Consider the following 22,732-nt stretch of genomic DNA (forward strand, 5'->3'; position numbering starts at 1 on the left):
ACGGTGAGCACAGCCGACGACACCACGACGACTCAGGTCTCAACACAACCGATCAGTGCGATTCCTGGTGCGCCGCCCGCGGCAACTCTCGAACCGGGCGAGTCAGCCGATCTTCCTGAGGACAGATATCTCAATCGCGAGCTGAGTTGGCTCGACTTCAATTCGCGTGTCCTCGCCCTCGCCGAGGACACGTCGATCCCGCTGCTCGAACGCGCGAAGTTCCTCGCCATCTTCGCGTCGAACCTCGACGAGTTCTTCATGGTCCGCGTCGCGGGTCTCAAGCGCCGTGACGAAACCGGCCTGTCGGTCCGTTCAGCCGACGGGCTCTCCCCACGCGAACAATTGCTGCGCATCGCCGGCCGCACTCAGACTCTTGCCGACCGGCACGCCAGAGTGTTTCTCGACTCGGTGCGTCCTGCCTTGGCGGACAACGACATCTACGTCGTCGGGTGGTCGGAACTCACCGAGGCCCAGCAGGCCCGGATGGTCGAGTACTTCCACGATGACGTGTTCCCGGTACTGACGCCCCTCGCCGTCGATCCCGCCCACCCCTTCCCCTACATCAGCGGACTGAGTCTCAACCTCGCTGTCACCGTGCGTGACGCGGGCGAAGGCGGCGAGCACTTCGCGCGAGTCAAGGTGCCCGACAACGTCAATCGGTTCGTCCGTGTCGATCGACTGATGCCGCCGAGCACAGAGAAAGACGGAAAAGGACATCGCACCGCGATCTTCCTGCCGATGGAAAATCTGATCGCCGCCAATCTCGGACATCTGTTCCCCGGCATGGAGATCGTGGAGCACCACGCGTTCCGCATCACGCGCAACGCAGACTTCGAGGTCGAAGAGGATCGCGACGAAGACCTGCTTCAGGCGCTCGAACGTGAACTCGCACGGCGCCGGTTCGGTTCGCCGGTCCGACTCGAGGTCGCCGACGACATGACCGAGCACATGCTCGAACTGCTTCTGCGTGAACTCGACGTCAACCCCGCCGACGTCATTCAGGTTCCCGGGCTGCTCGACCTGGCGTCGCTGTTCGAGATCGGCTCACTCGACCGGCCGCAGCTCAAGGACCCGCCGTTCGTTCCGTCGACGCATCCCGCCTTCGGCGAGCGGGAGACACCCAAGAGTGTGTTCTCGACGCTGCGCGAAGGCGATGTCCTGGTCCACCACCCCTACGATTCGTTCTCGACGAGCGTGCAGCGCTTCATCGAACAGGCCGCTGCCGACCCGCAGGTTCTCGCTATCAAGCAGACGCTGTATCGCACCTCGGGCGACTCGCCGATCGTCAACGCGCTCATCGACGCTGCCGAGGCAGGCAAGCAGGTCGTTGCGCTCGTCGAGATCAAGGCGCGCTTCGACGAACAGGCCAACATCAAGTGGGCGCGACAGCTCGAGCAGGCAGGCGTGCACGTCGTCTACGGCCTCGTCGGACTCAAAACCCACTGCAAGACATGCCTTGTGGTGCGTCGTGAGGGATCGTCGATCCGACGCTACTGCCACATCGGCACCGGCAATTACAACCCGAAGACCGCGCGGCTCTACGAGGACGTCGGGTTGTTCACTGCCGCACCGGACATCGGCGCCGACCTGACCGACCTGTTCAACACGCTCACCGGTTACTCCCGCAAACGCGAGTACCGCAACATCCTGGTCGCTCCCACCGGGATTCGTTCCGGCATCGTCGAGCGCATCAACCGTGAGATCGAACTCAAGCACGAGGGCGATCCGCGCGCCCGAGTTCGGTTGAAGGCCAACGCTCTCGTCGACGAGCAGGTGATCGATGCCCTGTACCGCGCATCACAAAACGGTGTTCCGGTAGAGATCGTCGTGCGTGGGATCTGCGCCTTGCGTCCCGGGATGCCGGGCGTCAGCGACAACATTCATGTGCGCTCGATCCTCGGCCAATTCCTCGAACACTCACGCATCTTCCACTTCGGGGCGCAGGATGAGTATTGGATCGGCAGCGCCGACATGATGCACCGGAACCTCGATCGACGCATCGAGGTGATGGTGCAGGTGCGCGACGACCGACTCACCGCTGAACTCGGCGACATCTTCGATTCGGCACTCGACCCCCGCACGCGATGCTGGGTCCTGCAGTCGGACGGTAGCTGGCGGGCCTCGCCCGCTGCGGGCGAGGAGGTACGCGACCATCAGCGACAGATGATGCGGCGTACCCGCCGTCGCGACGCAGGTATGTGACGAGGCCACCCTTTTCGTAACCTTCGGCCACTAACATCACAGGCAATGTCTAAGACACACAAGACGATCTGGGCTGCTGGCGGCGTGCTGTGGCGGCCGCGGGAGAACAACAGTGTCGAGATCGGTGTGATCCATCGACCTCGCTACGACGACTGGACGCTTCCCAAGGGGAAGATCGAAGCAGACGAGACACTGGTGATGACCGCGGTCCGCGAGATCGGCGAGGAGACCGGCTACCGCGTGCGCGTGGGCAGGTATCTCCGCGATGTCAGCTACAACATCTCGAGCGGCCGAAAGCGCGTGCGCTACTGGTCGGCTCGAGCCGTCGGCGGAGATTTCGTCGAGAACCATGAAGTCGACGAGATGGAGTGGCTCGGCGTCGACGCCGCCGAGCGCCTCCTGAGCTACTCGCAGGATCGCCGCGTACTACGTGAATTCCTAAGGCTCCCAGCCGATCTCGATACACTGGTGCTGGTTCGCCACGCCAAGGCGGGCAGTCGCTCCAGGTATCACGGCGACGACAGGCTGCGTCCGCTCGACGCCGAAGGACGCGCACAGGCCGACGCGCTGTCGGTGATGCTTCCCGCGTTCGGTACCAACGAGATCCACAGCGCCGACCGGACCAGGTGCGAACAGACCCTTGCACCGACCGCGCGTGCGTTGGGGGTGCCGATCATCATGGAATCGACGCTGTCAGAAGAGGCTTTTCGCGACGACCCCGTTGCCGCGCAACGACGCATCGTCGACCTCGCGACCGACTCTGGACCCGTCGTGCGCGCAGTGTGCAGTCAGGGCAAGGTGATTCCGCCCCTCATGGAGTGGTGGGGCAAACAGGACGGCGCCTCGTTGCCCGCCGCGCGCAATCGCAAGGCGAGCGCGTGGGTGGTGTCGACACATCAGGGCAAGCTCGTCGCCGCCGACCATATCGACAGTCCACTCCCCCACCGCGACGTGGAATGACCTGTCACACGGGTTAATCGGTCCGGATACACCTCACCCCCGACGGGGGAAGGCCATCGGGGGTGAGTTGAGGGTGTGTACTCGACGCTGCTGACTCTCAGCGACGGGTGGTCTTCTTGGCGGCTGTCTTCTTGGCCGTCGTCTTCTTTGCCGGCGTGGCCGTGGTCTTCTTGGCCGCGGTGGTGGTCTTCTTGGCCGGCGTGGTCTTCTTTGCCGCGGTGGTCTTCTTCGCCGCGGTGGTGGTCTTCTTGGCCGGCGTGGTCTTCTTCGCCGCGGTGGTCTTCTTCGCCGCGGTGGTGGTCTTCTTGGCCGGCGTGGTCTTCTTTGCCGCGGTCGTCGTCTTCTTCGCAGCGGTGGTCTTCTTCGCCGCGGTACCTGTCGACTTCTTTGCCGCAGTGGTCTTCTTGGCCGCAGTGCCCGTGGTGGCCGCGCTGCCACGCTTCACGGCAGGACCCGACGAGGCGAGCTTCTGCTTGCCGGAGACGACTGCCTTGAACTGAGCGCCGGGACGGAACGCGGGCACCGATGTCGCGCGGACCTTCACGGTCTCACCCGTGCGCGGGTTGCGCGCGACGCGCGGTGCGCGACGACGCTTCTCGAAGACACCGAATCCGGTGATGGTGACGCTCTCACCCTTGTTGACTGCGCGCACGATCGAATCGACCAACTGCTCGACCGCCTGGGTCGCGGTCTTTCGATCCGTGTCGAGTTTTACTGTCAGCTCATCGATGAGCTCTGCCTTGTTCATTGGATACCTCCGCAAGCCGATCTGGCCCTCTTATCAGGCCAGCTACCACCACACGGTAAACGTCGACGCCGAAAACTTCCATCTTCCACGCCAATTAGCGCGACGTGTCACCAATTCGTCACGCTTTCGGGCACTTCCGTCGTGGTATCGCGGAAAGGCTTATGCAGAGCCTTAAATCAGAGCGGCAATGTTGTCGGCTTCCATGACGGGCGACGCTGCTCATACTCAGAAATCGCGTCTACCTGCCGTAATGTCAGCCCGATGTCGTCGAGGCCCTCCATCAGACGCCACCGCGTGTAGTCATCAATTGTCAACGGCACCACGAGGTCTCCCGCGGTTACGGTCCTATCTTCGAGGCTCACAGTCAGTTCGAGACCCGGCTGCTCCTCGAGACGCTTCCAGATCAGTTCGACGTCGGATTGCTCGACCTGCGCGGCGACGAGGCCGGCCTTTCCGGCGTTGCCGCGGAAGATGTCTGCGAACCGCGACGAGATGACGACGCGAAACCCGAAGTCCGACAGTGCCCAGACGGCGTGCTCACGTGACGAACCGGTGCCGAAGTCGGGACCCGCGACCAGAACCGAGCCGCGATTCCAGGGCTCGACGTTGAGGATGAAGTCGGGGTCGGTCCGCCAGCCTGCGAACAGTCCGTCCTCAAAACCCGTGCGGGTCACGCGCTTCAGGTAGACGGCGGGGATGATCTGGTCGGTGTCGACGTTGCTTCGACGCAGCGGAACGCCGATGCCTGTGTGGGTGATGAACGGTTCCATGGTGTGTGCCTCTTGCGATCTGGGAGTTGTCTTCGGTGATGGCGGAGTCAGACGGCGCGTCGCGCGCCCGTCACAGATCCGCGGGCGACGACAGCGTGCCTCGCACAGCCGTTGCCGCGGCAACGGCCGGTGACACGAGATGTGTACGGCCGCCCTTGCCTTGTCGCCCTTCGAAGTTGCGGTTCGACGTCGACGCGCAGCGCTCGCCGGGCGCGAGCTGATCTGGGTTCATTCCAAGACACATCGAGCATCCGGCCTGACGCCACTCCGCGCCTGCCGTGGTGAAGATCTCGCCGAGACCCTCCTCGTCGGCCTGCGCACGCACCCGCATCGAGCCCGGGACCACAAGCATCCGAACACCTTCGGCGACCGTCCGACCGTCGAGGATCTCGGCGACGGCACGCAGATCCTCGATCCGACCGTTCGTGCACGAGCCGACGAAGACGGTGTCGACGCTGATCTCGCGCAACGGGGTTCCCGGGGTGAGGTCCATGTACTCAAGGGCTTTCGACGCCGCGCCGGCCGCGTTCTCGTCGCCGAAGTCGGCCGGGTCCGGGACCGAAGCCGAGAGTGGCGCTCCCTGGCCGGGATTCGTACCCCACGTGACGAAGGGACTCAACGACGCGCCATCGATATGCACTTCCTCGTCGAATTCGGCGTCGTCATCGGTGCGCAATGACTTCCAATACTCGACGGCCGCATCCCAATCCGCCCCCTTCGGAGCATTCGGACGGCCCTTGAGGAATTCGAAGGTGGTCTCGTCGGGAGCGATCATGCCCGCACGCGCGCCCGCCTCGATCGACATGTTGCAGATCGTCATCCGCGCTTCCATCGAGAGATTCTCGATGGCGCTACCGCGATACTCGAGTACGTAGCCCTGTCCGCCGCCCGTACCGATTTTGGCGATAACGGCCAGGATCAGATCCTTGCTCGTGACACCGGGCGGCAACTCGCCGTCGACCGTGATGGCCATCGTCCGAAATGGTCGCAACGACAGCGTCTGCGTCGCGAGTACGTGCTCGACCTCCGATGTCCCGATTCCCATTGCGAGGGCACCGAAGGCACCGTGGGTCGACGTGTGGCTATCACCGCAGACAACCGTCATTCCGGGCTGGGTCAGTCCCAGCTGAGGACCGACGACGTGAACGATGCCCTGTTCCTTGTCGCCCATGGGGTGCAGGCGGATACCGAACTCTTCACAGTTGCTTCGCAGGGTGTCGACCTGCGTGCGCGACACCGGGTCGGCGATGGGCAGGTTGGTGTCGACCGTCGGCACGTTGTGATCCTCGGTCGCGATCGTCAGGTCCGGCCGGTGGACGGGCCTGCCCGCGAGCCGCAGACCTTCGAATGCCTGCGGACTCGTGACCTCGTGAACGAGGTGGAGGTCGATGAAGATCAGATCGGGGTCGTTGCCACCGTTCGCGTCTCCGCGTACGACGACGTGGTCGTCCCACACCTTCTCGGCGAGAGTACGAGGCTTACTTGCGCTGTTCGTCATCACTGCACTCATTCTGGCTGTAGCACTTGTGGTTTCGGGTGGGGTGCGGCGAGGGTCGGCGGGCTGTGCCGTCTCTCGCGTGCATCTCACGATGTGGACCGCTAGTATCGTCCTATGGGAAAGGATAGCGCACCGGAACCGCAGAGCGGAATCGGTGTCCTCGACAAGTCCGTGATCGTATTACGGGCCGTCGCGCAGGCTCCGGCCAACCTCACGGAGCTCTGCGAGCGCACCAACCTGCCACGGGCAACGGCCCATCGGTTGGCAGTCGGCCTGGAGACGCATCGCCTGCTCGCACGCAACGCCGCCGGACGGTGGTACCCCGGGCCGGCCCTGGGCGAATTGGCATCGAGCGCGCACGATCCCATCCAGGAAGCCGCACTCATGGTGCTCCCCCGACTGCGTGAGATCACCGGCGAATCCGTTCAGGTCTATCGCCGTGAAGGCTCCGAACGCGTCTGCATCGCAGCCATGGAACCGCCAACGGGACTGCGCGACACCGTACCTGTGGGCACCCGCTTCCCGATGAGCGCGGGCTCGGCGGCCAAGGTCCTGCTCGCCTGGGCCGAACCGTCGACTCAGCGGGCACTTCTGCACGACAGCGTCTTCAGCGAACGTGCGCTCTACGAGATCCGCCGACGCGGCTGGGCGCAGAGCGCCGGCGAGCGAGCCGCGGGTGTCGCCAGCGTCTCGGCACCGCTGCGCGACGCCAACGGCGATGTGGTTGCGGCGATCTCGGTCTCCGGGCCGATCGATCGCATGGGCCGACGCCCGGGCGCGCGGTGGGCGGCCGATCTCCTCGCCGCCGCCGAGGCCATCCAGAAACGGTTAGTGCCAACCGCGCGAGGCTGATTCGGTTAGCGTCTGGGCATGGGAACAAACCAACGTCAACAGATCGTCATGTCCGACGCCGAGATCACCGACTTCGTCGAACGCAGTCGCACAGCAACTCTCGCGACCCACGGCGCCGACGGCGGCATCCACCTCGTCGCCATGTGGTACGGCGTCATCGACGGCGAGATCTGGTTCGAGACAAAGGCCAAGTCGCAGAAGGCGGTCAATCTCGGCCGCGACGCACGCTGTTCGGTCCTGATCGAGGACGGCGACACCTACGACACTCTGCGCGGCGTCGCTTTCGAAGGACATGCGGAGATCTACGACGATCCCGACCATTGCCACCGCATCGGCGTGAGCGTCTGGGAGCGATACACCGGTCCCTACACCGACGAGATGAAGCCCTTCGTCGACCAGATGATGCACAAGCGCGTCGCTGTGCGGCTCGTCCCGGCGCGCGTTCGGTCCTGGGATCACCGGAAGCTGGGCCTCGACCCGATGCCGGTCGCCGGGTCGACGGCCGTCGTCGATTCATCGGGGTCAAAGGCCTGACTGGTTTTCGAAGGCGCGGCAACGAAAAACGCACCTCTCCGAAAGGAGAAGTGCGTTTTCTTGTAGCCCCGACGGAATTCGAACCCGCGCTACCACCTTGAGAGTTTCAACCCGCACCGCAGGTCAAGCGGCTACGAGGCTGTGACCGCGCAGACACCCACCAGGCTCACCCGTATTGCCCACGGCCTCATTGCCCTTCGTGTCCAAACGGTGTCCACCACGCAGCTTGTCCAGATACTCCGCGACTGCCTCCAAGTCGGTGTCGAACAGGTCGCTGTACACATCTAGGGTCATCGACGCCTTTGCGTGTCCCAGCATCCGTTGCACCCCCAACACCGACGCGCCCGCCGAGATCGCCAGCGACGCCGCCGTGTGCCGCAACTCGTGCGGCGTGAAACCCACGGGGCAGTGTGAGGCCATCACCGCGTCATTCCACCACGACTTCCGAACCACCGTCACACGCAACGGGTTCCCGCGGCGCTCGCCGGTGAACACCAACGTGTCACGACCCTTACCCGCCAATAACCCACTGAGCTCATTCGCCTCCGGCCGCAGTATCGGCACCCACCGCTGCTCGTGATCCTTCGGCTCGCCCCAGGTGAATTGGCCGTAGACCAACGCGACCGAGCGGGTCACATGCACACGGCGGCGCAGCATGTCGACATCGGCCAACACTGAGCCGGTCGACGATACTCCCGCGACCGTCACGGTCATCTTCGAGGGCGACGAACGAGCACAGCTTCGCCGCTGACGCACCCCGCCCATAACCCGAAATCTTGTGCCGTATCGAAGGATGTGGGTGCTGCAGCACACAGATCCTTCGATTCGACACACATCTAGCCGGGCCGGGATGCCGCGGTGCATTCGGGTCGCAAGGTCTGGCTCGAGCGGGGGCGCGTACACAATCGTGACGTCAGCGGGGCGCCGAGGAGATTATTGTCTTGGCGTCGCGCTGACGACCGAGTTGTGTACGCGCGCTGCGGGTGATCTCGACAAGCTCGATCAGCGGGATGGGCTCGGTCGGCGGGATGGGGCTCGGTCGGCGGGATGGGGCTCGGTCGGCGGGACGGCGCGGCGGTGTCTGGCCGTGCGGAGAGTAGGGAAAGGACGCTGATGCGAAGTCGGAACCGCGCAGGGACTCGGCGTCGAGATCACCCACGGACTCCACGCTGGTCGTGAAGCCGCATTCCCACCCGCCGAAGTCGAACATCTGAACTGACGCGCCTGTGTCCAAAGCGTGTCCACGGCGGCTACCGACCCTTTGACACATAAAACCCCCTCACCGGCATCACTGCTGGTGAGGGGGTGTTTTCTGCGTTGTAGCCCCGACGGGATTCGAACCCGCGCTACCGCCTTGAGAGGGCGGCGTCCTAGGCCGCTAGACGACGGGGCCAAGACTCGATATTCAGTTATAAAAGCCAGGGTTTGGTGTCCCGGCTTTCGCTGGGGTACCAGGACTCGAACCTAGAATGGCGGTACCAGAAACCGCTGTGTTGCCAATTACACCATACCCCAAAGGTCTCGTTCTCCGTGAGGAAAACAACCTGCGATAGCCTAGCAGAGGCCGACCGGGTTACTACAAATCGCCTGGTCAGACCCGCTAACTGGCCACCTGGCCCACCGCCGAGCGGAGCCGCGCGAGGCTCTTGTCGCGTCCGAGCAACTCCATCGACTCGAACAGCGGCGGGCTGATGTGCGATCCGGTGATCGCCACCCGCACGGGTCCGAATGCCTTCCGTGGTTTGAGCTCGAGTCCGTCGACGAGCGCGGTCGTCAGGGCTTCCTGGATGGCATCGGTATTCCACTCGGCAAGCGAGGACAGCGTCGAGATCGCAGCGTCGAGGACCGGCGCGGCGTCGGCTCCGAGGTTCTTTGCTGCCGACTTCTCGTCGATCGCGAACTCGTCATCGCTGACGTAGAGGAACGACATGAGCGGCCATGCCTCACCGAGAACCTGGATGCGGGTCTGTACCAGTTCTGCGATCGTGGCGAACTGCTCGTCGTCGATCGGATCGGTGAACAATCCCTGGGTGACCAGGTATGCCTTGAGCCTCGCCGCGAAGTCGTCGAGTGCGAGCATGCGGATGTGCTCCGCGTTGATCGCGTCGGCCTTCTTCTGATCGAAGCGCGCCGGGTTGGAGTTCACGTCGCGGACGTCGAATTTGTCGATCATCTGGTCGAGCGTGAACACGTCGGTCTCGTGGGAATAGCCCCACCCGAGCAGCGCGAGGTAGTTGAGCAGACCCTCCGGGAGGAACCCGCGGTCGCGGTGGTGGAAGAGGTTCGACTGCGGGTCGCGCTTGGAGAGCTTTTTGTTGCCCTCCCCCATCACGAACGGCAGATGCCCGAATTCCGGGACGCGCTCGGCGACTCCGATCCGGATGAGCGCCTCATACAGCGCGATCTGACGGGGCGTCGACGAGAAGAGGTCCTCACCGCGCAGCACGTGGGTGATCTTCATCATCGCGTCGTCGACGGGATTGACGAGTGTGTAGAGCGGGTCGCCGTTGGCGCGGGTGAGTGCGAAGTCGGGAACGGCGCCGGCCTTGATGGTCGTCGGCCCGCGTACGAGATCGTTCCAGGTGATGTCGTGGTCGGGCATCGGAAGGCGGACAACAGCTTTGCGTCCCTCTGCGCGATAAGCCTCACGCTGTTCGTCGGTGAGGTCGCGGTCGAAGTTGTCGTAACCGAGCTTGGGGTCACGCCCCGCTGCGCGGTGGCGAGCCTCGACCTCCTCGGGCGTCGAGAACGCCTCGTAGGCCTCACCCGCGTCGAGGAGTTGCTTGACGACGTCCTGGTGGATGCCGCGACGCTCCGACTGTCGATACGGCGCGTACGGGCCCCCGACCTCCGGACCCTCGTCCCAGTCGAGTCCGAGCCAGCGCAGTGACTCGAGGATGGCGTCGTAGGATTCCTGGCTGTCGCGCGCGGCGTCGGTGTCTTCGATCCGGAAGACGAAGGTGCCCTTGTCATGACGCGCCTGGGCGAAGTTGAACAGCGCGGTCCGCACCATTCCGACGTGCGGTGTGCCCGTCGGCGACGGACAGAAACGGACACGGACTCCCTGCGCGCTGCTCATGGAGGTCAGCGTATCGAATGGGTACCGACCGCCGACCGCGTGCTCAGTCGCGGTGGCGACCGAGGAAGTCGACCAGCAGTCGATTCACCTCGGCCGGCTGCTCGAGATATCCGAAATGCCCGGCCTTCTCGACCTGCGCATACTCCGCTGTCGGGATCGCGTCGGCCACTTCACGAGCGAGCTCGACAGGAAGCCGTCTGTCGTCGCTGAATCCGACGACCAGCGATGGGACGGCGATGCGTCGGTACGCGTCGAGTCGGTTGGGCTCGTTCGTGTGGATTCCGAGTTGCGCGCGCATACCGGGCGTCATCTTCTGCTGCGAGAACATCATGACGTCGAGCCAGTCGCGGGTCGTGCGATCGTCGGCGAGTGTGTGCGCCGAGAGGTTCAGCTCGGCAGTGATCGCCGCCTCGTACTCGGGAGGCAGCTCGACCCCGTTGTCGTAGAGCGCACGCTCGCCCACCGAGAAGGTCTCCTGCAGAACGGTGGTGCGCCCATAGGTCGCCATCATCACCGCGCCGCGGACGAGATCCGGTCGCGCAAGCGCAAGCTCCTGCGTGATCCGTGCGCCGAGAGAGGTTCCGACGACGAATGCTGGTGCAATGCCGAGCGATTCGATCAGGCTCGCGGTGTCGGCGACCATGTCGTCGAGGGTGAAGCCGTCGGCACACTCCGACGATGGCGCGATCCCGCGGTTGTCGAATGTGACGACCTCGTACCCGGCTTTCACAAGCGCGGGAACCTGATTGGCCTTCCACACCCGACCGGGGCTGCCGCTGCCCATCACCATCACGACGGCGGGACCAGTCCCCGTGCGCTCGTAGGCGATCTCTATTCCGTTGACGCGTGCGACGCCCGATCCGCTCACGGCTTGTCGACCACCGGATTGCTCAAGGTGCCGATGCCCTCGACCGTGACCGAAACACGTTGTCCGGCAACCATCGGACCGATTCCCTCGGGAGTTCCGGTGAGTATCACGTCGCCTGGGAGCAGAGTCATCACGCGTGAGACCCATTCCACCAGTGCGCCGACGTCGTGAAGCATCAGCGACGTGCGGCTCCGCTGACGTACCTCGCCGTCGAGCTCGGTGGTGATCGCAGCGTCGGACGGGTCGAACGTGGTCTCGATCCAGGGTCCGAGGGGGCAGAAGGTGTCGTAGCCCTTGGCGCGCGTCCATTGGCCGTCGATCTTCTGCTGATCGCGGGCGGTCACATCGTTGGCGACCGTGTAACCGAGGATCGCAGAAGCGGCGTCGGCAGCCTTCACGTCCTTGCACGGACGTCCGATCACGACGGCGAGTTCGCCCTCGAAGTCGACACGTTCCGACGACGGCGGACGCACGATGGGCACCTCGGGTCCGACGATGGAGGTGTTGGGTTTGAGGAAGATCACAGGACTCTCCGGCGCTTCCGAGCCCATTTCGGCGGCGTGTGCCGCGTAGTTCTTCCCGACGCAGATCACCTTGGACGCGAGGATCGGCGCCAGCAATCGGACGTCGGCCAAAGGCCACGATCTGCCCGTGAACGTCGGTGTACCAAAGGGATGTTCGGCGATTTCCTTGGCGATCGAGGAGCCATCCGACTCTTCGATCGAGACGAAAGCCACACCATCAGGACTCGCAGTTCGGCCAAGACGCATACCTAGAACACTAGCGCACACATCGCGTCCACTCTGTGGGACGTGAAATTGAGCCGACGTCGCATCAGTCTTAGAATGTGAACACTGCATCTCATTATTTGAGAGTCGTTCGAGATGTGCGACGACGCCACCTGGCCACCGCTGCCAGGACACACCTGAGGGAGGTCCGCGATGACGACCACGTCCACCATCACCAACACCAGGCGCTGGACCATGCTCGCGTGCTCGCTCATCGCCGCGATGACGACTGCGGTCGTCGTGGGAGGTGTCGCCTACCTCATTCCCGCGCTACACACCCAGCAGGGCATGTCGCTCGCCCAGGCCTCTGTGCTGGCCACGATCCCGACGATCGGCCTCATGATCGCGATCGTCGGCTGGGGCACGCTGCTCGATCGATACGGCGAGCGGACGATCCTGCTGATCTCGGTCTCCGTCACCCTTGTCGGCACATCCGCTGCCGCAATCACCGCGGCCGCCCAGGCGTCGTACGTCGCGATCGCGGCCTGTCTGTTCATCGCCGGAGTGGGTTCTGGTGCGGCCAACGGCGCGAGCGGACGCATCGTCGTCGGATGGTTTCCTCCCGAATTGCGTGGCACGGCAATGGGAATCAGGCAAATGGCACAGCCGCTCGGCATCGGCGTCTGCGCACTGACGATGCCAGTGATCGCCGCACGACACTCCGTCGCGGCCGCGCTGGCGGTGCCCGCTGTCGTGACCGCAATCGGTTTGGCTGCCGTCGTGTTCGGTGTGATCGATCCGCCCACACCGTCGACAACCGGCGCCACCGCCGCAGCGCAACGTCGAAACCCCTACCGCGAGAGCTGGTTTCTGGCGCGGGTCCACGCGGTCAGCGTCTTGTTGGTGATCCCGCAGCAGATGCTGTGGACATTCGTACCGACCTGGCTGATCGTCGCGCGGCACTGGTCACCCGCCGCAGCGGGCATTTTGGTGACGATCACCCAGGTGATCGGCGCGTTGGGCAGGATCGCGGCCGGTCGCTGGTCGGATGCCTGGTTGTCACGGATGCGGCCGATTCGGCTGATAGCGCTCGGCGCGGCGGCGGCGATGGCGCTGCTCGCCGTCACCGACTGGCTGCACACGCCGTTGGCGCCCGCATTGATGATGATTGCCTCGGTGATCACGGTTGCCGACAACGGTCTCGCATTCACCGCGATCGCCGAATATGCAGGGCCGCAGTGGAGTGGCCGCGGACTCGCTATTCAGAACACCGCCCAGTACCTGGCAACGGCGGCGAGCACACCCCTCTTCGGACTCCTGATCGGCGCTGCAGGATTTCCGCTCGCCTTTCTCGTCAGCGCTGTCGCTCCCGCTGTGGCGACCCCACTCATCCCGAAAGACGCAGTGCCGCAGGAGGAGTTGGTCGCCTGAGTGCGCGACGCTTTTCACCACCTGGTGAGACACTCATCGATGCGAGGATGCCTGCGCGAGACTCGCATTCACCAACCCTGCGGCCTGCTGCGCATCGGGAACGACGACGAGTTGACGGCTTCCGTCGGTTCGAGTGATCAACAGAGCCGGGCCCGACCGCAGGACGATCCCGCGTACCCCACGCAACCGCCCGTGCACACAGAGCCGCTCGCCGTAACCGCCGAAGTCGCGCAGCGCGTTGACCTGAGTGACCTCAGCGCGTACGACGTCACTCATCGGGACGGTCATCCGAGGCCATCCGACAACGCCTCGCACGGCGATCCGCTCCCGATCAACAGTCACGCGGGCAGACCACAGGATCGCGCCGGCCAACGCGGCGATGACACCCGGCAGCAACAACCATGGCTCCCGCAGGAGCACCGCGAGCACGACGATCGACACCAGCACCAGTCCAAGGATGACCAGCGAACCCGCCGACGTCGAAACCCGACGCTGCCACAAAAAGCGCTCTCCCACTGCGAGTTCGGCCATCGGTAGTTCGCCGACCGACACAGGTGCTGCCTGCTGGGTCGGGCGCACCAGCGCAGCGGTGATCAGACCCACGACCAGTCCGATCACTCCCGCGACAGCGAGTTCGATTGCCGGAACACCGATCTCGTACACCGTGGCGGTACCGCGTTGGGAGCCAACGCTACCCACGATCCCGAGCACCATGAACACGGTCAGTCCGTTGACGAGTGCGAGCGTCAGTCGTAGCAGCCTACTGTCACGTATGAACCACCCTGCCGCACCTCCGAGAACCGCGCCGAGAACCGCAATCACCACCACGGAGGCGACGACGCCGATCACACTCATCGTGCCGTCGACTCCGTGTGAGTTCCAATGCGTAGCAATCTCTTTCGGCAGCTCCGCACGCCAGATCCGCAAGAGCACCAGCGCGACGACGAGCACCGCGATCGACGGAAGCGTGCCCAACAGGACGGCTGCCACCCTCCCCGAACGGCGTTGAGACGACGGATGGTTCATGACATCCTCCTGGTGATTTCGACGTTCAGTTCCGCTGGCCCGACTCCGAAGCGGCGGGCCGCGTCGACGAGTCGGTCCAGCGCATCAGCGAGTTCGGCATTGCGCGGCGCATCGCCGGAGACCACAGCACCTCGGCCCCTGCGGAGCTCGACCAGTCCTTCGTCGCGCAATTCCTGGTAGGCGCGCAACACGGTGTGGATATTGACGTCGAGCGATGCAGCGAGGTCGCGAGCAGACGGAAGCCGCTCCCCCTTGGTCAGCTCTCCCCGCGCGATGCCGCCACGTACCGACGCGGCGATCTGGGTGAAGATCGGCGCGCGATCTGCGGTATCGATGCGGATGAGCACATCCCAATCATATAGTTCTAGTTCAAGTAGAACAACTATCGTCGCCGGGTCGATCTGCCGCGCGCTGCGCTGCGCAGAAAGTTACGTCCAGTGGGTCGCTCGTATGTACCGGTACATGCGGATGTCCCGAGGGGCGTTGGTTTCTGCGGGTGAAAGTAGCGGGTGAAAGTATCTGCGCGGGTTGAGCCAGTGGCCACAAACGACTCGGGCCGGAACCCGAAGGTTCCGGCCCGAGAAGAGGACAGCTGACTAGAGACGATCCAGGATGCGCTTGCCGATCTCGCCGGTCGACAGCGTCGCGCCGTCGCGGTCGAGAAGATCGTCGGCGACGGCCTTTTCGACGCGGCGCGCCTCGTCGGCGTATCCGAGGTGATCAAGCAGGAGCGCCACGGACAGGATTGCCGCGGTCGGGTCGGCCTTCTGCTGCCCTGCGATGTCAGGGGCGCTGCCGTGCACCGGCTCGAACATCGAGGGGTTGGTGCCCGTGGCGTCGATGTTGCCCGACGCCGCCAGGCCGATGCCGCCGCTGACCGCTGCCGCGATGTCGGTGATGATGTCCCCGAACAGGTTGTCGGTGACGATCACGTCGAACCGGCCAGGATCGGTCACGAGGTAGATCGTCGCGGCGTCGACGTGGCAGTAGTCGACGCTCACGTCGGGGTACTCCGCGGCGACGGCGTCGACGGTGCGACTCCACAACGATCCCGCGAACGTCAGCACGTTGGTCTTGTGGACCAGCGTCAGATGCTTACGACGGTTGGTCGCACGCTCGAAGGCGTTGCGCACCACTCGTTCCACCCCGTAGCGGGTGTTGACGCTGACCTCGGTCGCGACCTCGTGCGGGGTGTCGACGCGGATCGCTCCACCGTTTCCGGTGTACGGCCCCTCCGTGCCCTCGCGGACCACGACGAAGTCGATGTCCGGGTCGCCCGCCAACGGCGAGGTCACCCCCGGGAAGCGATGCGACGGCCGCAGATTGACGTGATGGTCGAGCGCGAACCGCATCTTGAGCAGCAGGCCGCGTTCGAGCACTCCTGAGGGCACCGACGGATCGCCGATGGCGCCGAGGAGGATCGCGTCGTGCTCACGTAGCGACGCCAGATCGTCGTCGGTGAGCAGTTCTCCGTTGCGGTGGTAGCGACGAGCACCGAGGTCGTACTCGGTGACCGCCACGTCGGGCACGAGCGTCGTCAAAACTCCGAGTGCCTCGGAGATGACCTCCGGGCCGATGCCATCTCCGGCGATGACCGCGAGTTTCATGACAGATCCACCTGCTCGATCAGAGTGGAGTCGACAGCGTTCGAGATCTCGGCGACCACGGCGTCGTCGACCTTCGTGCTCACGCGCAGCATCATGGTCGCGCCGCCGCCGTCGGCGTCCTGCGAGAGCGCCGCGGCGAGGATGTCGATACCCGCGTTTCCGAGCAGCGTGCCGATCTTGCCCAGCGAACCGGGCTGGTCGACGTAGCTGACGAGCAGGTTGAGGCCCTCGGCCCGCAGGTCGAAGTTGCGGCCGTTGATGTTGACGATCTTCTCGACCTGGCGCGGCTCGGTGATCGCACCCGAGACGTTCTGCACCGAGCCGTCGGCGTAGACGGCCTTGACGTCGACGACGCTGCGGTGGGTGGGGCTCTCGGTGTTGGTGACGACCTCGCTGGTCACGCCACGCTCGGCAGCAACCGTCGGTGCGTTGACGAAGGTCACGGGCTCGTCGAGTGCGGCGGAGAAGAGTCCACGAAGGGCAGACAGTGCGAGGACATCGACGTTGCTCGACGCGAGCTCACCGCGAACGTCGACGACGATCGACGACGGCAGTTCGCTGCTCAGGGCACCGATCAGGACGCCGAGCTTGCGCGACATCTCCAGCCACGGAGCGACCTCTTCGTCGACGGCTCCACCGGTGATGTTGACCGCGTCGGGAACGAAGTGACCTGCAAGCGCAAGACGCACGCTCTTGGCGACGTCGGTGCCTGCGCGATCCTGCGCCTCACTGGTCGACGCACCGAGGTGCGGCGTGACGACGACCTGCGGCAGCTCGAACAGCGGCGAATCGGTGCACGGCTCGGTGGCGAAGACGTCGAGGCCCGCGGCACGCACCTGACCCGAGGTGATCGCGTCGGCGAGAGCCTGCTCGTCGACGAGTCCACCGCGGGCGGCGTTGACGATGATCACGCCCTTCTTGGTGCGCGCGAGCTGGTCGGCGCCGATCAACCCGAGGGTCTCCGGCGTCTTCGGCAGGTGCACGGTGACGAAGTCGGCACGCTCGAGCAGTTCGTCGAGGCTGACCAATTCGATGCCGAGCTGCGCCGCACGCGCGGGCGAGACGTAGGGGTCGTAGGCGATGACGTGTGTCTCGAACGCGGCGAGACGCGCGGCGACGAGCTGGCCGATGCGACCGAGCCCGACGACGCCGACCGTCTTGTCGAAGATCTCGACGCCGTTGAACGACGAACGCTTCCAGGTGTGCTCACGCAGGGTCGCGTCGGCAGCCGGGATCTGACGTGCGGCCGAGAGCAGCAAGGAGACCGCGTGCTCGGCGGCGGTGTGGATGTTGGAGGTGGGGGCGTTGACAACCATCACGCCACGCGCGGTCGCGGCAGGTACGTCGACGTTGTCGAGACCCACGCCTGCGCGGGCGATGATCTTGAGGTTCTTGCCCGCCTCGAGCACCTCCTCGTCGACGGTGGTCGCGGACCGCACGAGGATTGCGTCCGCGTCGACCACTGCCTCGAGGAGCTTGGGACGGTCAGGGCCGTCGACCCACCGCACCTCGACGCCATCGCCGAGCGCTTCCACGGTCGAGGGGGCCAGTTTGTCGGCGATCAGGACGACCGGACTGCCAGCTGAGGTCACAGTGAATTCTCCGTAGATCGGTTACACAGGAATCGAGACGCCGAAGACGTGTCGACATGTCGAGGGACGTGATCGAAGCGCCAAGGACGTACGGGACTCAGCTTAGAGGGGCGTCCGAGGCGCCTGAACAGCCGGTCTGCGTCGTCGAAGCACTTACTCAGGAAACACCTGTACATTGTGATCGTCATTACGCGGCTGGCGATCGTCAACACGAGTCATCACGAGCAGGTTGCAAAGCAACCGCATCTGGATTCCAGGTGCAGATCGTCTTGGCCGCTGACCGTTACGGTGTGCATGACCCGCCGCTCAGGCGGGACCGGTGTTAACAAGAGTGGAGCATGTGAATGATGAGGAAGCTGACAGCGATGCTGGCTGTTCTCGCAGCGGTATTGCTTGCCGGCTGGGGGTCCGGTAGCGCCACTGCTGCCCCGGCAAAAATCTATCTCGGCGGCGGCTCGGGAATCCTGGTCCTCAAAGGAGGCAACAGCGCGGCCGCCTGCACCCTCACCACGATCGGCAACGCCAAGACCGGCGAGTTGATCGGTATCACCGCGGGCCACTGTGGCAAGCCGGGACAGAAGGTGGTCTCCGAGACGTTCCAGAGCCGCGGCCAGGCGGGCACCATCACCTATTCGGATCCCAAAGAAGACGTGGCGATCATCGAGTTCGACAGAAGCCGCGTCGTACCGCTGCGCACCGTGAACGGTGTGACGATCAACCGCATCGACCCCACGCCCCTCAGCTTCCCCACCATCGCGTGCAAGCAGGGTCGCACCACCGGCAACACCTGCGGCATCGCGTGGTTCTCCGACGGTGACGCTCACTTCTCACAGATCTGCGTCATCGAAGGCGATTCGGGTAGCCCCGTGGTTGTCGGCGACCGACTCGTCGGCATGGTCAACGCGTACTACTTCGTCGGCTGCATCGGACCGGAGACCGGAACGAACATCGGCCCCGTGCTCGATTACGTCAAATCGACCAGGTACAAGGGCTTCTCGCTGATCTGATCGACTGACCCCAGAACCGACGCAACACCCCGAGGCAAGCAATCCGCCTCGGGGTGTTGCGTTTTCGCGTGAACGACTTCAAGTCGACGCCGAGCGCCACCGCCACCCCCACAACGACACCGGCCCGGCTCCCTGACGGGAACCGGGCCGGCGCTGAGTGCTTGGTTATCAGGCGGTTTCGGTGATCGGACGATCCACCCAGCTCATCAGGTCGCGCAGCTTCTTGCCGGTGACCTCGATGGGGTGCTCGGCGTTCTTCTTACGCAGATCCTCGAGCTCCTTGTTGCCGCCCTCGACGTTGGCGACGAGGCGCTTGACGAAGGTGCCGTCCTGGATGTCGGAGAGGATGGCGCGCATCCGGTCCTTGGTGTCGGCGTCGATGACGCGCGGGCCCGACAGGTAGCCACCGAACTCGGCGGTGTCGGACACCGAGTAGTTCATGCGGGCGATGCCACCTTCGTAGATCAGGTCGACGATGAGCTTGAGCTCGTGCAGCACCTCGAAGTAGGCCATCTCGGGTGCGTAGCCCGCCTCGACCATGACCTCGAAGCCGGTCTTGATCAGTTCCTCGGTGCCACCGCAGAGCACAGCCTGCTCACCGAAGAGATCGGTCTCGGTCTCTTCCTTGAAGGTCGTCTTGATGACACCGGCGCGGCCACCACCGATGGCCGAGGCGTACGACAGTGCGAGCGCCTGTCCCTCACCCTTGGGGTCCTGGTCGACGGCGATGAGGGCGGGAACGCCCTTGCCGTCGACGAACTGACGACGCACGAGGTGACCGGGGCCCTTCGGGGCAACCATCGCGACGGTGACATTTTCCGGAGCCTTGATCAGGCCGAAGTGGATGTTGAGACCGTGGCCGAAGAACAGCGCGTCGCCGTCCTTGAGGTTCGGCTCGATGTCCTCGGTGAAGATCTTGGCCTGCGAGGTGTCGGGTGCGAGCAGCATGATGACGTCGGCCCACTCGGCGGCCTCGGCGTTCGACATGACCTTGAGGCCCTGCTCTTGCGCCTTCTCGCGCGACTTGGAGCCCTCACGCAGGCCGATCGCCACGTCGACGCCGGAGTCGCGCAGCGACAGCGAGTGCGCGTGGCCCTGGCTGCCGTAGCCGATCACAGCAACCTTGCGGCCCTGGATGATCGACAGATCGGCATCGTCGTCATAGAACAATTCGATCGCCACAGTTGGATTCCCTTCGATATCTACTTGTGCCCCAGTCGAAGTGGTCTCGCGGCCGGGGCTCGTATGTTGTCTTACGACAGGTTGTTTTCTTCAGAACGTCAGCGGTTGGCCGACATGCTCTTGGGTCCTCGACCCAGTGTGACCGCACCGGACTGCGCGATCTCGCGGATGCCGTACGGATCGAGCATCCGCAGCAGGGCCTCCAGTTTCTCCGACGTTCCGGTCGCCTCGACAGTCAACGACTCGGGCGAGACGTCGATCACCTTGGCGCGGAACAGATTCACGACCTCGATGACCTCACTGCGCACCGAAGCGTCGGAGCGCACCTTGACCATCATCAGCTCGCGGGACACCGACGACGCCGGGTCCTGCTCGACGATCTTGATCACGTTGATCAGCTTGTTGAGCTGCTTGGTGACCTGCTCGAGTGGGAAGTCCTCGACGGAGACCATGATGGTCATTCGCGAGACACCCTTCATCTCGGTCGGGCCCACAGCGAGTGATTCGATGTTGAATCCGCGGCGCGAGAAGAGCGACGACACGCGTGCGAGGACACCGGGAAGGTCCTCGACCAGAACGCTCAGGGTATGAGTACTCACTTCCGACCCTCCTGGCCGAGATTGGTCTGCTGGTTGACGATTTCGTGGATGTCGGCGACGTCCTCGGCGGCCGACTCGTCGTCGTCGAAGAGCGGCCGGATGTCGCGTGCGGCCATGATCTCGTCGTTGCCGGTACCGGCTGCGACCATCGGCCAGACCTGGGCGTCGGCGCCGACGATGAAGTCGATGACGACCGGGCGGTCGTTGATCTCACGCGCCTGGGCGATCACGTCGTCGACGTCGGCTTCGTTCTCGACGCGGAATGCCGCGCAGCCCAACGCTTCCGCGAGCTTGACGAAGTCGGGGATGCGTCGCGAGTGGGTCGAGAGGTCGGTGTTGGAGTAGCGCTCCTCGTAGAAGAGCGTCTGCCACTGACGGACCATGCCGAGGTTGCCGTTGTTGATCAGTGCCACCTTGATCGGGATGCCCTCGATCGCGCAGGTGGCCAGCTCCTGGTTGGTCATCTGGAAGCAACCATCGCCGTCGATGGCCCACACCTCGGCGTCGGGATCGGCCATCTTGGCGCCCATCGCCGCGGGAACGGCGTAGCCCATCGTGCCGAGACCACCGGAGTTCAACCAGGTGCGCGGCTTCTCGTAGGAGATGAACTGTGCTGCCCACATCTGGTGCTGACCGACGCCCGCGCAGTACACGGCGTCGGGGCCCGCGAGCTGCCCGACGCGGGAGATGACGAACTCCGGCGACATCGAGCCGTCGGCGGGACGGTCGTAGCTCACCGGGTAGGTGCGGCGGATGCGGTCGAGGTAGGCCCACCACTCGGTGAGATCCTGCGACGTGTCGCTGGTGGCGCGCTCGTTGCGCAGCGTCTCGATCAGATCGGAGATGACCGCCTTGCAGTCGCCGACGATCGGGACATCGGCAACGCGGTTCTTGCCGATCTCGGCGGGATCGATGTCGGCGTGGATCACCTTCGCGTCGGGCGCGAACGACGCCAACTGTCCGGTGACGCGGTCGTCGAAGCGGGCGCCGAGAGTGATCAACAGGTCCGAACGCTGCAGTGCCGCAACGGCTCCCACGGTGCCGTGCATGCCGGGCATGCCGAGGTGCTGCTGGTGCGAATCCGGGAAGGCACCGCGAGCCATCAGCGTGGTGACAACGGGGATGCCGGTCAGCTCGGCAAGCTCGAGCAACTCGGGCGACGCGTTGGCCTTGATCACACCACCACCCACGTAGAGCACGGGGTGCTTCGCGGCGTTGATCAGTCGAGCTGCCTCACGAACCTGCTTGCCGTGCGGCTTGGTCACCGGACGGTAGCCGGGCAGATCGATCTGCGGCGGCCACGAGAAGGTGGTCTGCGCCTGCAGGATGTCCTTGGGGATGTCGACGAGAACCGCTCCGGGACGGCCACTCTCGGCGATGTGGAACGCCTCGGCCATGACCCGGGGGATGTCGACGGCATTGCTCACCAGGAAGTTGTGCTTGGTGACCGGCATCGTGATGCCGGAGATGTCGGCCTCCTGGAACGCGTCGGTACCGATCAGTGCCCGGCCGACCTGGCCGGTGATCGCCACGACGGGCACCGAGTCCATCTGCGCGTCGGCCAGCGGCGTGACGAGGTTGGTCGCACCGGGACCCGAAGTCGCCATCATGACACCGGCGCGGCCGGTGACCTGTGCGTAGCCGGTGGCAGCGTGACCAGCGCCCTGCTCGTGACGAACGAGAACGTGGCGCACCTTCTGCGAGTCCAGGAGGGGGTCGTAGACCGGCAGAACAGCGCCGCCCGGAATACCGAAAACCACCTCGACGCCGAGCTCTTCGAGTGATCGAACCACCGACTGCGCGCCGCTGACCCGCTCGGGTGCGACGGTGTTCTGCGGCACGGCGCGGAGCGTGCCCGCCGCCGGTGATTGTTCGCGCAGCACGTTGGCTGCGGTGCCATTACTCTTGGCTGCGGGCTCGGTTGTGGCATCGGCCCCGCTGGCGGCGCGTGCTGTTGGTGCGCTCACTGCACGGTCCTCACATCTTCTGTTCGGCGTCCTGCGACGGACTGGGATTCGATTGATTTGTGATTGCGCATGGAGATCGGTT

Annotated in this window: 21 protein-coding genes and 2 tRNA genes; 6 read left to right on the forward strand and 17 right to left on the reverse strand. The window is 64.6% G+C overall.

From position 1 onward, the window contains the following. Window positions 1-3: 3 nt before the first annotated feature. Together A5788_RS14210 and A5788_RS14215 are read left to right on the forward strand one after the other, a co-directional pair. The gene (locus tag A5788_RS14210; RefSeq protein WP_049698382.1) at window positions 4-2,202 is read left to right on the forward strand and encodes an RNA degradosome polyphosphate kinase; all 2,199 of its coding nucleotides are present in this window, start codon (window positions 4-6) and stop codon (window positions 2,200-2,202) included. A 45-nt stretch (window positions 2,203-2,247) separates the two neighbouring features. Further along, on the forward strand, window positions 2,248-3,162 hold the full coding sequence (locus A5788_RS14215; RefSeq protein WP_049698383.1) for an NUDIX hydrolase: 915 nt from the start codon (window positions 2,248-2,250) through the stop codon (window positions 3,160-3,162). A 97-nt stretch (window positions 3,163-3,259) separates the two neighbouring features. Here the strand turns inward: A5788_RS14215 and A5788_RS14220 are convergent, their stop codons facing one another. The 3 genes from A5788_RS14220 to leuC all read right to left on the reverse strand — a co-directional run bounded on the left by A5788_RS14220 (window position 3,260) and on the right by leuC (window position 6,178). After that, a complete protein-coding gene (locus tag A5788_RS14220) occupies window positions 3,260-3,910 on the reverse strand; it encodes an HU family DNA-binding protein (protein WP_049698384.1) in 651 nt (216 codons plus the stop codon). 176 nt (window positions 3,911-4,086) lie between these two features. Then, entirely contained in the window at window positions 4,087-4,680 is a 594-nt protein-coding gene (leuD, locus tag A5788_RS14225; protein WP_049698385.1) for a 3-isopropylmalate dehydratase small subunit, read from the reverse strand. Between the two features lie 70 nt (window positions 4,681-4,750). Continuing rightward, on the reverse strand, window positions 4,751-6,178 hold the full coding sequence (gene leuC / locus A5788_RS14230; protein ID WP_064870407.1) for a 3-isopropylmalate dehydratase large subunit: 1,428 nt from the start codon (window positions 6,176-6,178) through the stop codon (window positions 4,751-4,753). A gap of 114 nt (window positions 6,179-6,292) precedes the next feature. Between leuC and A5788_RS14235 the strand changes: the two genes are divergently transcribed. Then, window positions 6,293-7,030 carry an IclR family transcriptional regulator gene (locus tag A5788_RS14235; protein ID WP_049698386.1) on the forward strand — a complete coding sequence of 246 codons (738 nt, stop codon included), beginning with the start codon at window positions 6,293-6,295 and terminating at the stop codon, window positions 7,028-7,030. 18 nt (window positions 7,031-7,048) lie between these two features. Further along, entirely contained in the window at window positions 7,049-7,564 is a 516-nt protein-coding gene (locus A5788_RS14240) for a pyridoxamine 5'-phosphate oxidase family protein (RefSeq protein WP_064870220.1), read from the forward strand. Between the two features lie 123 nt (window positions 7,565-7,687). Here A5788_RS14240 and A5788_RS14245 read toward each other — a convergent pair whose 3' ends face one another. From A5788_RS14245 to A5788_RS14275, 7 genes are all read right to left on the reverse strand, one after another. Continuing rightward, window positions 7,688-8,278: a site-specific integrase gene (locus A5788_RS14245; RefSeq protein ID WP_231894268.1), complete on the reverse strand. Its 591-nt coding sequence runs from the start codon at window positions 8,276-8,278 to the stop codon at window positions 7,688-7,690. A gap of 199 nt (window positions 8,279-8,477) precedes the next feature. Next, the gene (locus A5788_RS14250; protein ID WP_156525527.1) at window positions 8,478-8,723 is read right to left on the reverse strand and encodes a hypothetical protein; all 246 of its coding nucleotides are present in this window, start codon (window positions 8,721-8,723) and stop codon (window positions 8,478-8,480) included. Between the two features lie 161 nt (window positions 8,724-8,884). Then, window positions 8,885-8,957, reverse strand: a tRNA-Glu gene (locus A5788_RS14255). A 50-nt stretch (window positions 8,958-9,007) separates the two neighbouring features. Beyond that, window positions 9,008-9,079 (reverse strand) — tRNA-Gln (locus A5788_RS14260). An 85-nt stretch (window positions 9,080-9,164) separates the two neighbouring features. After that, a complete protein-coding gene (gltX, locus tag A5788_RS14265; RefSeq protein ID WP_064870225.1) occupies window positions 9,165-10,643 on the reverse strand; it encodes a glutamate--tRNA ligase in 1,479 nt (492 codons plus the stop codon). Window positions 10,644-10,686: 43 nt separating this feature from the next. Then, window positions 10,687-11,511, reverse strand: a complete 825-nt coding sequence (locus A5788_RS14270; protein WP_064870226.1) for an alpha/beta fold hydrolase — start codon at window positions 11,509-11,511, stop codon at window positions 10,687-10,689. After that, window positions 11,508-12,281, reverse strand: coding sequence for a fumarylacetoacetate hydrolase family protein (locus A5788_RS14275; RefSeq protein WP_064870228.1), 774 nt, complete (start codon window positions 12,279-12,281; stop codon window positions 11,508-11,510). The genes A5788_RS14270 and A5788_RS14275 overlap by 4 nt, the downstream gene beginning before the upstream one ends. Window positions 12,282-12,452: 171 nt before the next feature. Here A5788_RS14275 and A5788_RS14280 point away from each other — a divergent pair, with 171 nt between their 5' ends. Continuing rightward, complete coding sequence (locus tag A5788_RS14280; protein ID WP_064870230.1) at window positions 12,453-13,670, forward strand: MFS transporter; 1,218 nt, start codon at window positions 12,453-12,455, stop codon at window positions 13,668-13,670. A gap of 33 nt (window positions 13,671-13,703) precedes the next feature. Here A5788_RS14280 and A5788_RS14285 read toward each other — a convergent pair whose 3' ends face one another. From A5788_RS14285 to serA, 4 genes are all read right to left on the reverse strand, one after another. Continuing rightward, window positions 13,704-14,696, reverse strand: a complete 993-nt coding sequence (locus tag A5788_RS14285) for a hypothetical protein (protein ID WP_064870231.1) — start codon at window positions 14,694-14,696, stop codon at window positions 13,704-13,706. Further along, window positions 14,693-15,043 (reverse strand): GntR family transcriptional regulator, encoded by a 351-nt coding sequence (locus tag A5788_RS14290; RefSeq protein ID WP_064870233.1) that lies wholly within the window; start codon window positions 15,041-15,043, stop codon window positions 14,693-14,695. Before A5788_RS14290 ends, A5788_RS14285 begins: the two co-directional genes overlap by 4 nt. Window positions 15,044-15,292: 249 nt before the next feature. Next, window positions 15,293-16,303 carry a 3-isopropylmalate dehydrogenase gene (locus A5788_RS14295; RefSeq protein ID WP_049698394.1) on the reverse strand — a complete coding sequence of 337 codons (1,011 nt, stop codon included), beginning with the start codon at window positions 16,301-16,303 and terminating at the stop codon, window positions 15,293-15,295. Then, a complete protein-coding gene (gene serA, locus A5788_RS14300; RefSeq protein ID WP_064870235.1) occupies window positions 16,300-17,895 on the reverse strand; it encodes a phosphoglycerate dehydrogenase in 1,596 nt (531 codons plus the stop codon). The genes A5788_RS14295 and serA overlap by 4 nt, the downstream gene beginning before the upstream one ends. A 344-nt stretch (window positions 17,896-18,239) precedes the next feature. Between serA and A5788_RS14305 the strand changes: the two genes are divergently transcribed. Next, on the forward strand, window positions 18,240-18,902 hold the full coding sequence (locus tag A5788_RS14305; protein WP_049698396.1) for a peptidase S1 family protein: 663 nt from the start codon (window positions 18,240-18,242) through the stop codon (window positions 18,900-18,902). A gap of 168 nt (window positions 18,903-19,070) precedes the next feature. Here A5788_RS14305 and ilvC read toward each other — a convergent pair whose 3' ends face one another. The 3 genes from ilvC to A5788_RS14320 all read right to left on the reverse strand — a co-directional run bounded on the left by ilvC (window position 19,071) and on the right by A5788_RS14320 (window position 22,650). Next, window positions 19,071-20,084 (reverse strand): ketol-acid reductoisomerase, encoded by a 1,014-nt coding sequence (ilvC, locus tag A5788_RS14310; protein WP_049698397.1) that lies wholly within the window; start codon window positions 20,082-20,084, stop codon window positions 19,071-19,073. A 98-nt stretch (window positions 20,085-20,182) separates the two neighbouring features. Next, window positions 20,183-20,683 (reverse strand): acetolactate synthase small subunit, encoded by a 501-nt coding sequence (gene ilvN / locus A5788_RS14315; protein ID WP_049698398.1) that lies wholly within the window; start codon window positions 20,681-20,683, stop codon window positions 20,183-20,185. Further along, the gene (locus A5788_RS14320) at window positions 20,680-22,650 is read right to left on the reverse strand and encodes an acetolactate synthase large subunit (protein ID WP_064870237.1); all 1,971 of its coding nucleotides are present in this window, start codon (window positions 22,648-22,650) and stop codon (window positions 20,680-20,682) included. Before A5788_RS14320 ends, ilvN begins: the two co-directional genes overlap by 4 nt. Window positions 22,651-22,732 lie beyond the last annotated feature (82 nt).

It is taken from the genome of Gordonia sp. 852002-50816_SCH5313054-c (assembly GCF_001665925.1).
Lineage (GTDB): Bacteria > Actinomycetota > Actinomycetes > Mycobacteriales > Mycobacteriaceae > Gordonia > Gordonia jacobaea.

Coding starts and splice junctions, on each gene's coding strand:
- A5788_RS14215 (WP_049698383.1), top strand. CDS start 2,248: ATGTCTAAGACACACAAGACGATCTGGGCTGCTGGCGGCGTGCTGTGG.
- A5788_RS14220 (WP_049698384.1), bottom strand. CDS start 3,910: ATGAACAAGGCAGAGCTCATCGATGAGCTGACAGTAAAACTCGACACG.
- leuD (WP_049698385.1), bottom strand. CDS start 4,680: ATGGAACCGTTCATCACCCACACAGGCATCGGCGTTCCGCTGCGTCGA.
- leuC (WP_064870407.1), bottom strand. CDS start 6,178: ATGACGAACAGCGCAAGTAAGCCTCGTACTCTCGCCGAGAAGGTGTGG.
- A5788_RS14235 (WP_049698386.1), top strand. CDS start 6,293: ATGGGAAAGGATAGCGCACCGGAACCGCAGAGCGGAATCGGTGTCCTC.
- A5788_RS14240 (WP_064870220.1), top strand. CDS start 7,049: ATGGGAACAAACCAACGTCAACAGATCGTCATGTCCGACGCCGAGATC.
- A5788_RS14245 (WP_231894268.1), bottom strand. CDS start 8,278: ATGACCGTGACGGTCGCGGGAGTATCGTCGACCGGCTCAGTGTTGGCC.
- gltX (WP_064870225.1), bottom strand. CDS start 10,643: ATGAGCAGCGCGCAGGGAGTCCGTGTCCGTTTCTGTCCGTCGCCGACG.
- A5788_RS14275 (WP_064870228.1), bottom strand. CDS start 12,281: ATGCGTCTTGGCCGAACTGCGAGTCCTGATGGTGTGGCTTTCGTCTCG.
- A5788_RS14280 (WP_064870230.1), top strand. CDS start 12,453: ATGACGACCACGTCCACCATCACCAACACCAGGCGCTGGACCATGCTC.
- A5788_RS14285 (WP_064870231.1), bottom strand. CDS start 14,696: ATGAACCATCCGTCGTCTCAACGCCGTTCGGGGAGGGTGGCAGCCGTC.
- A5788_RS14295 (WP_049698394.1), bottom strand. CDS start 16,303: ATGAAACTCGCGGTCATCGCCGGAGATGGCATCGGCCCGGAGGTCATC.
- A5788_RS14305 (WP_049698396.1), top strand. CDS start 18,240: ATGATGAGGAAGCTGACAGCGATGCTGGCTGTTCTCGCAGCGGTATTG.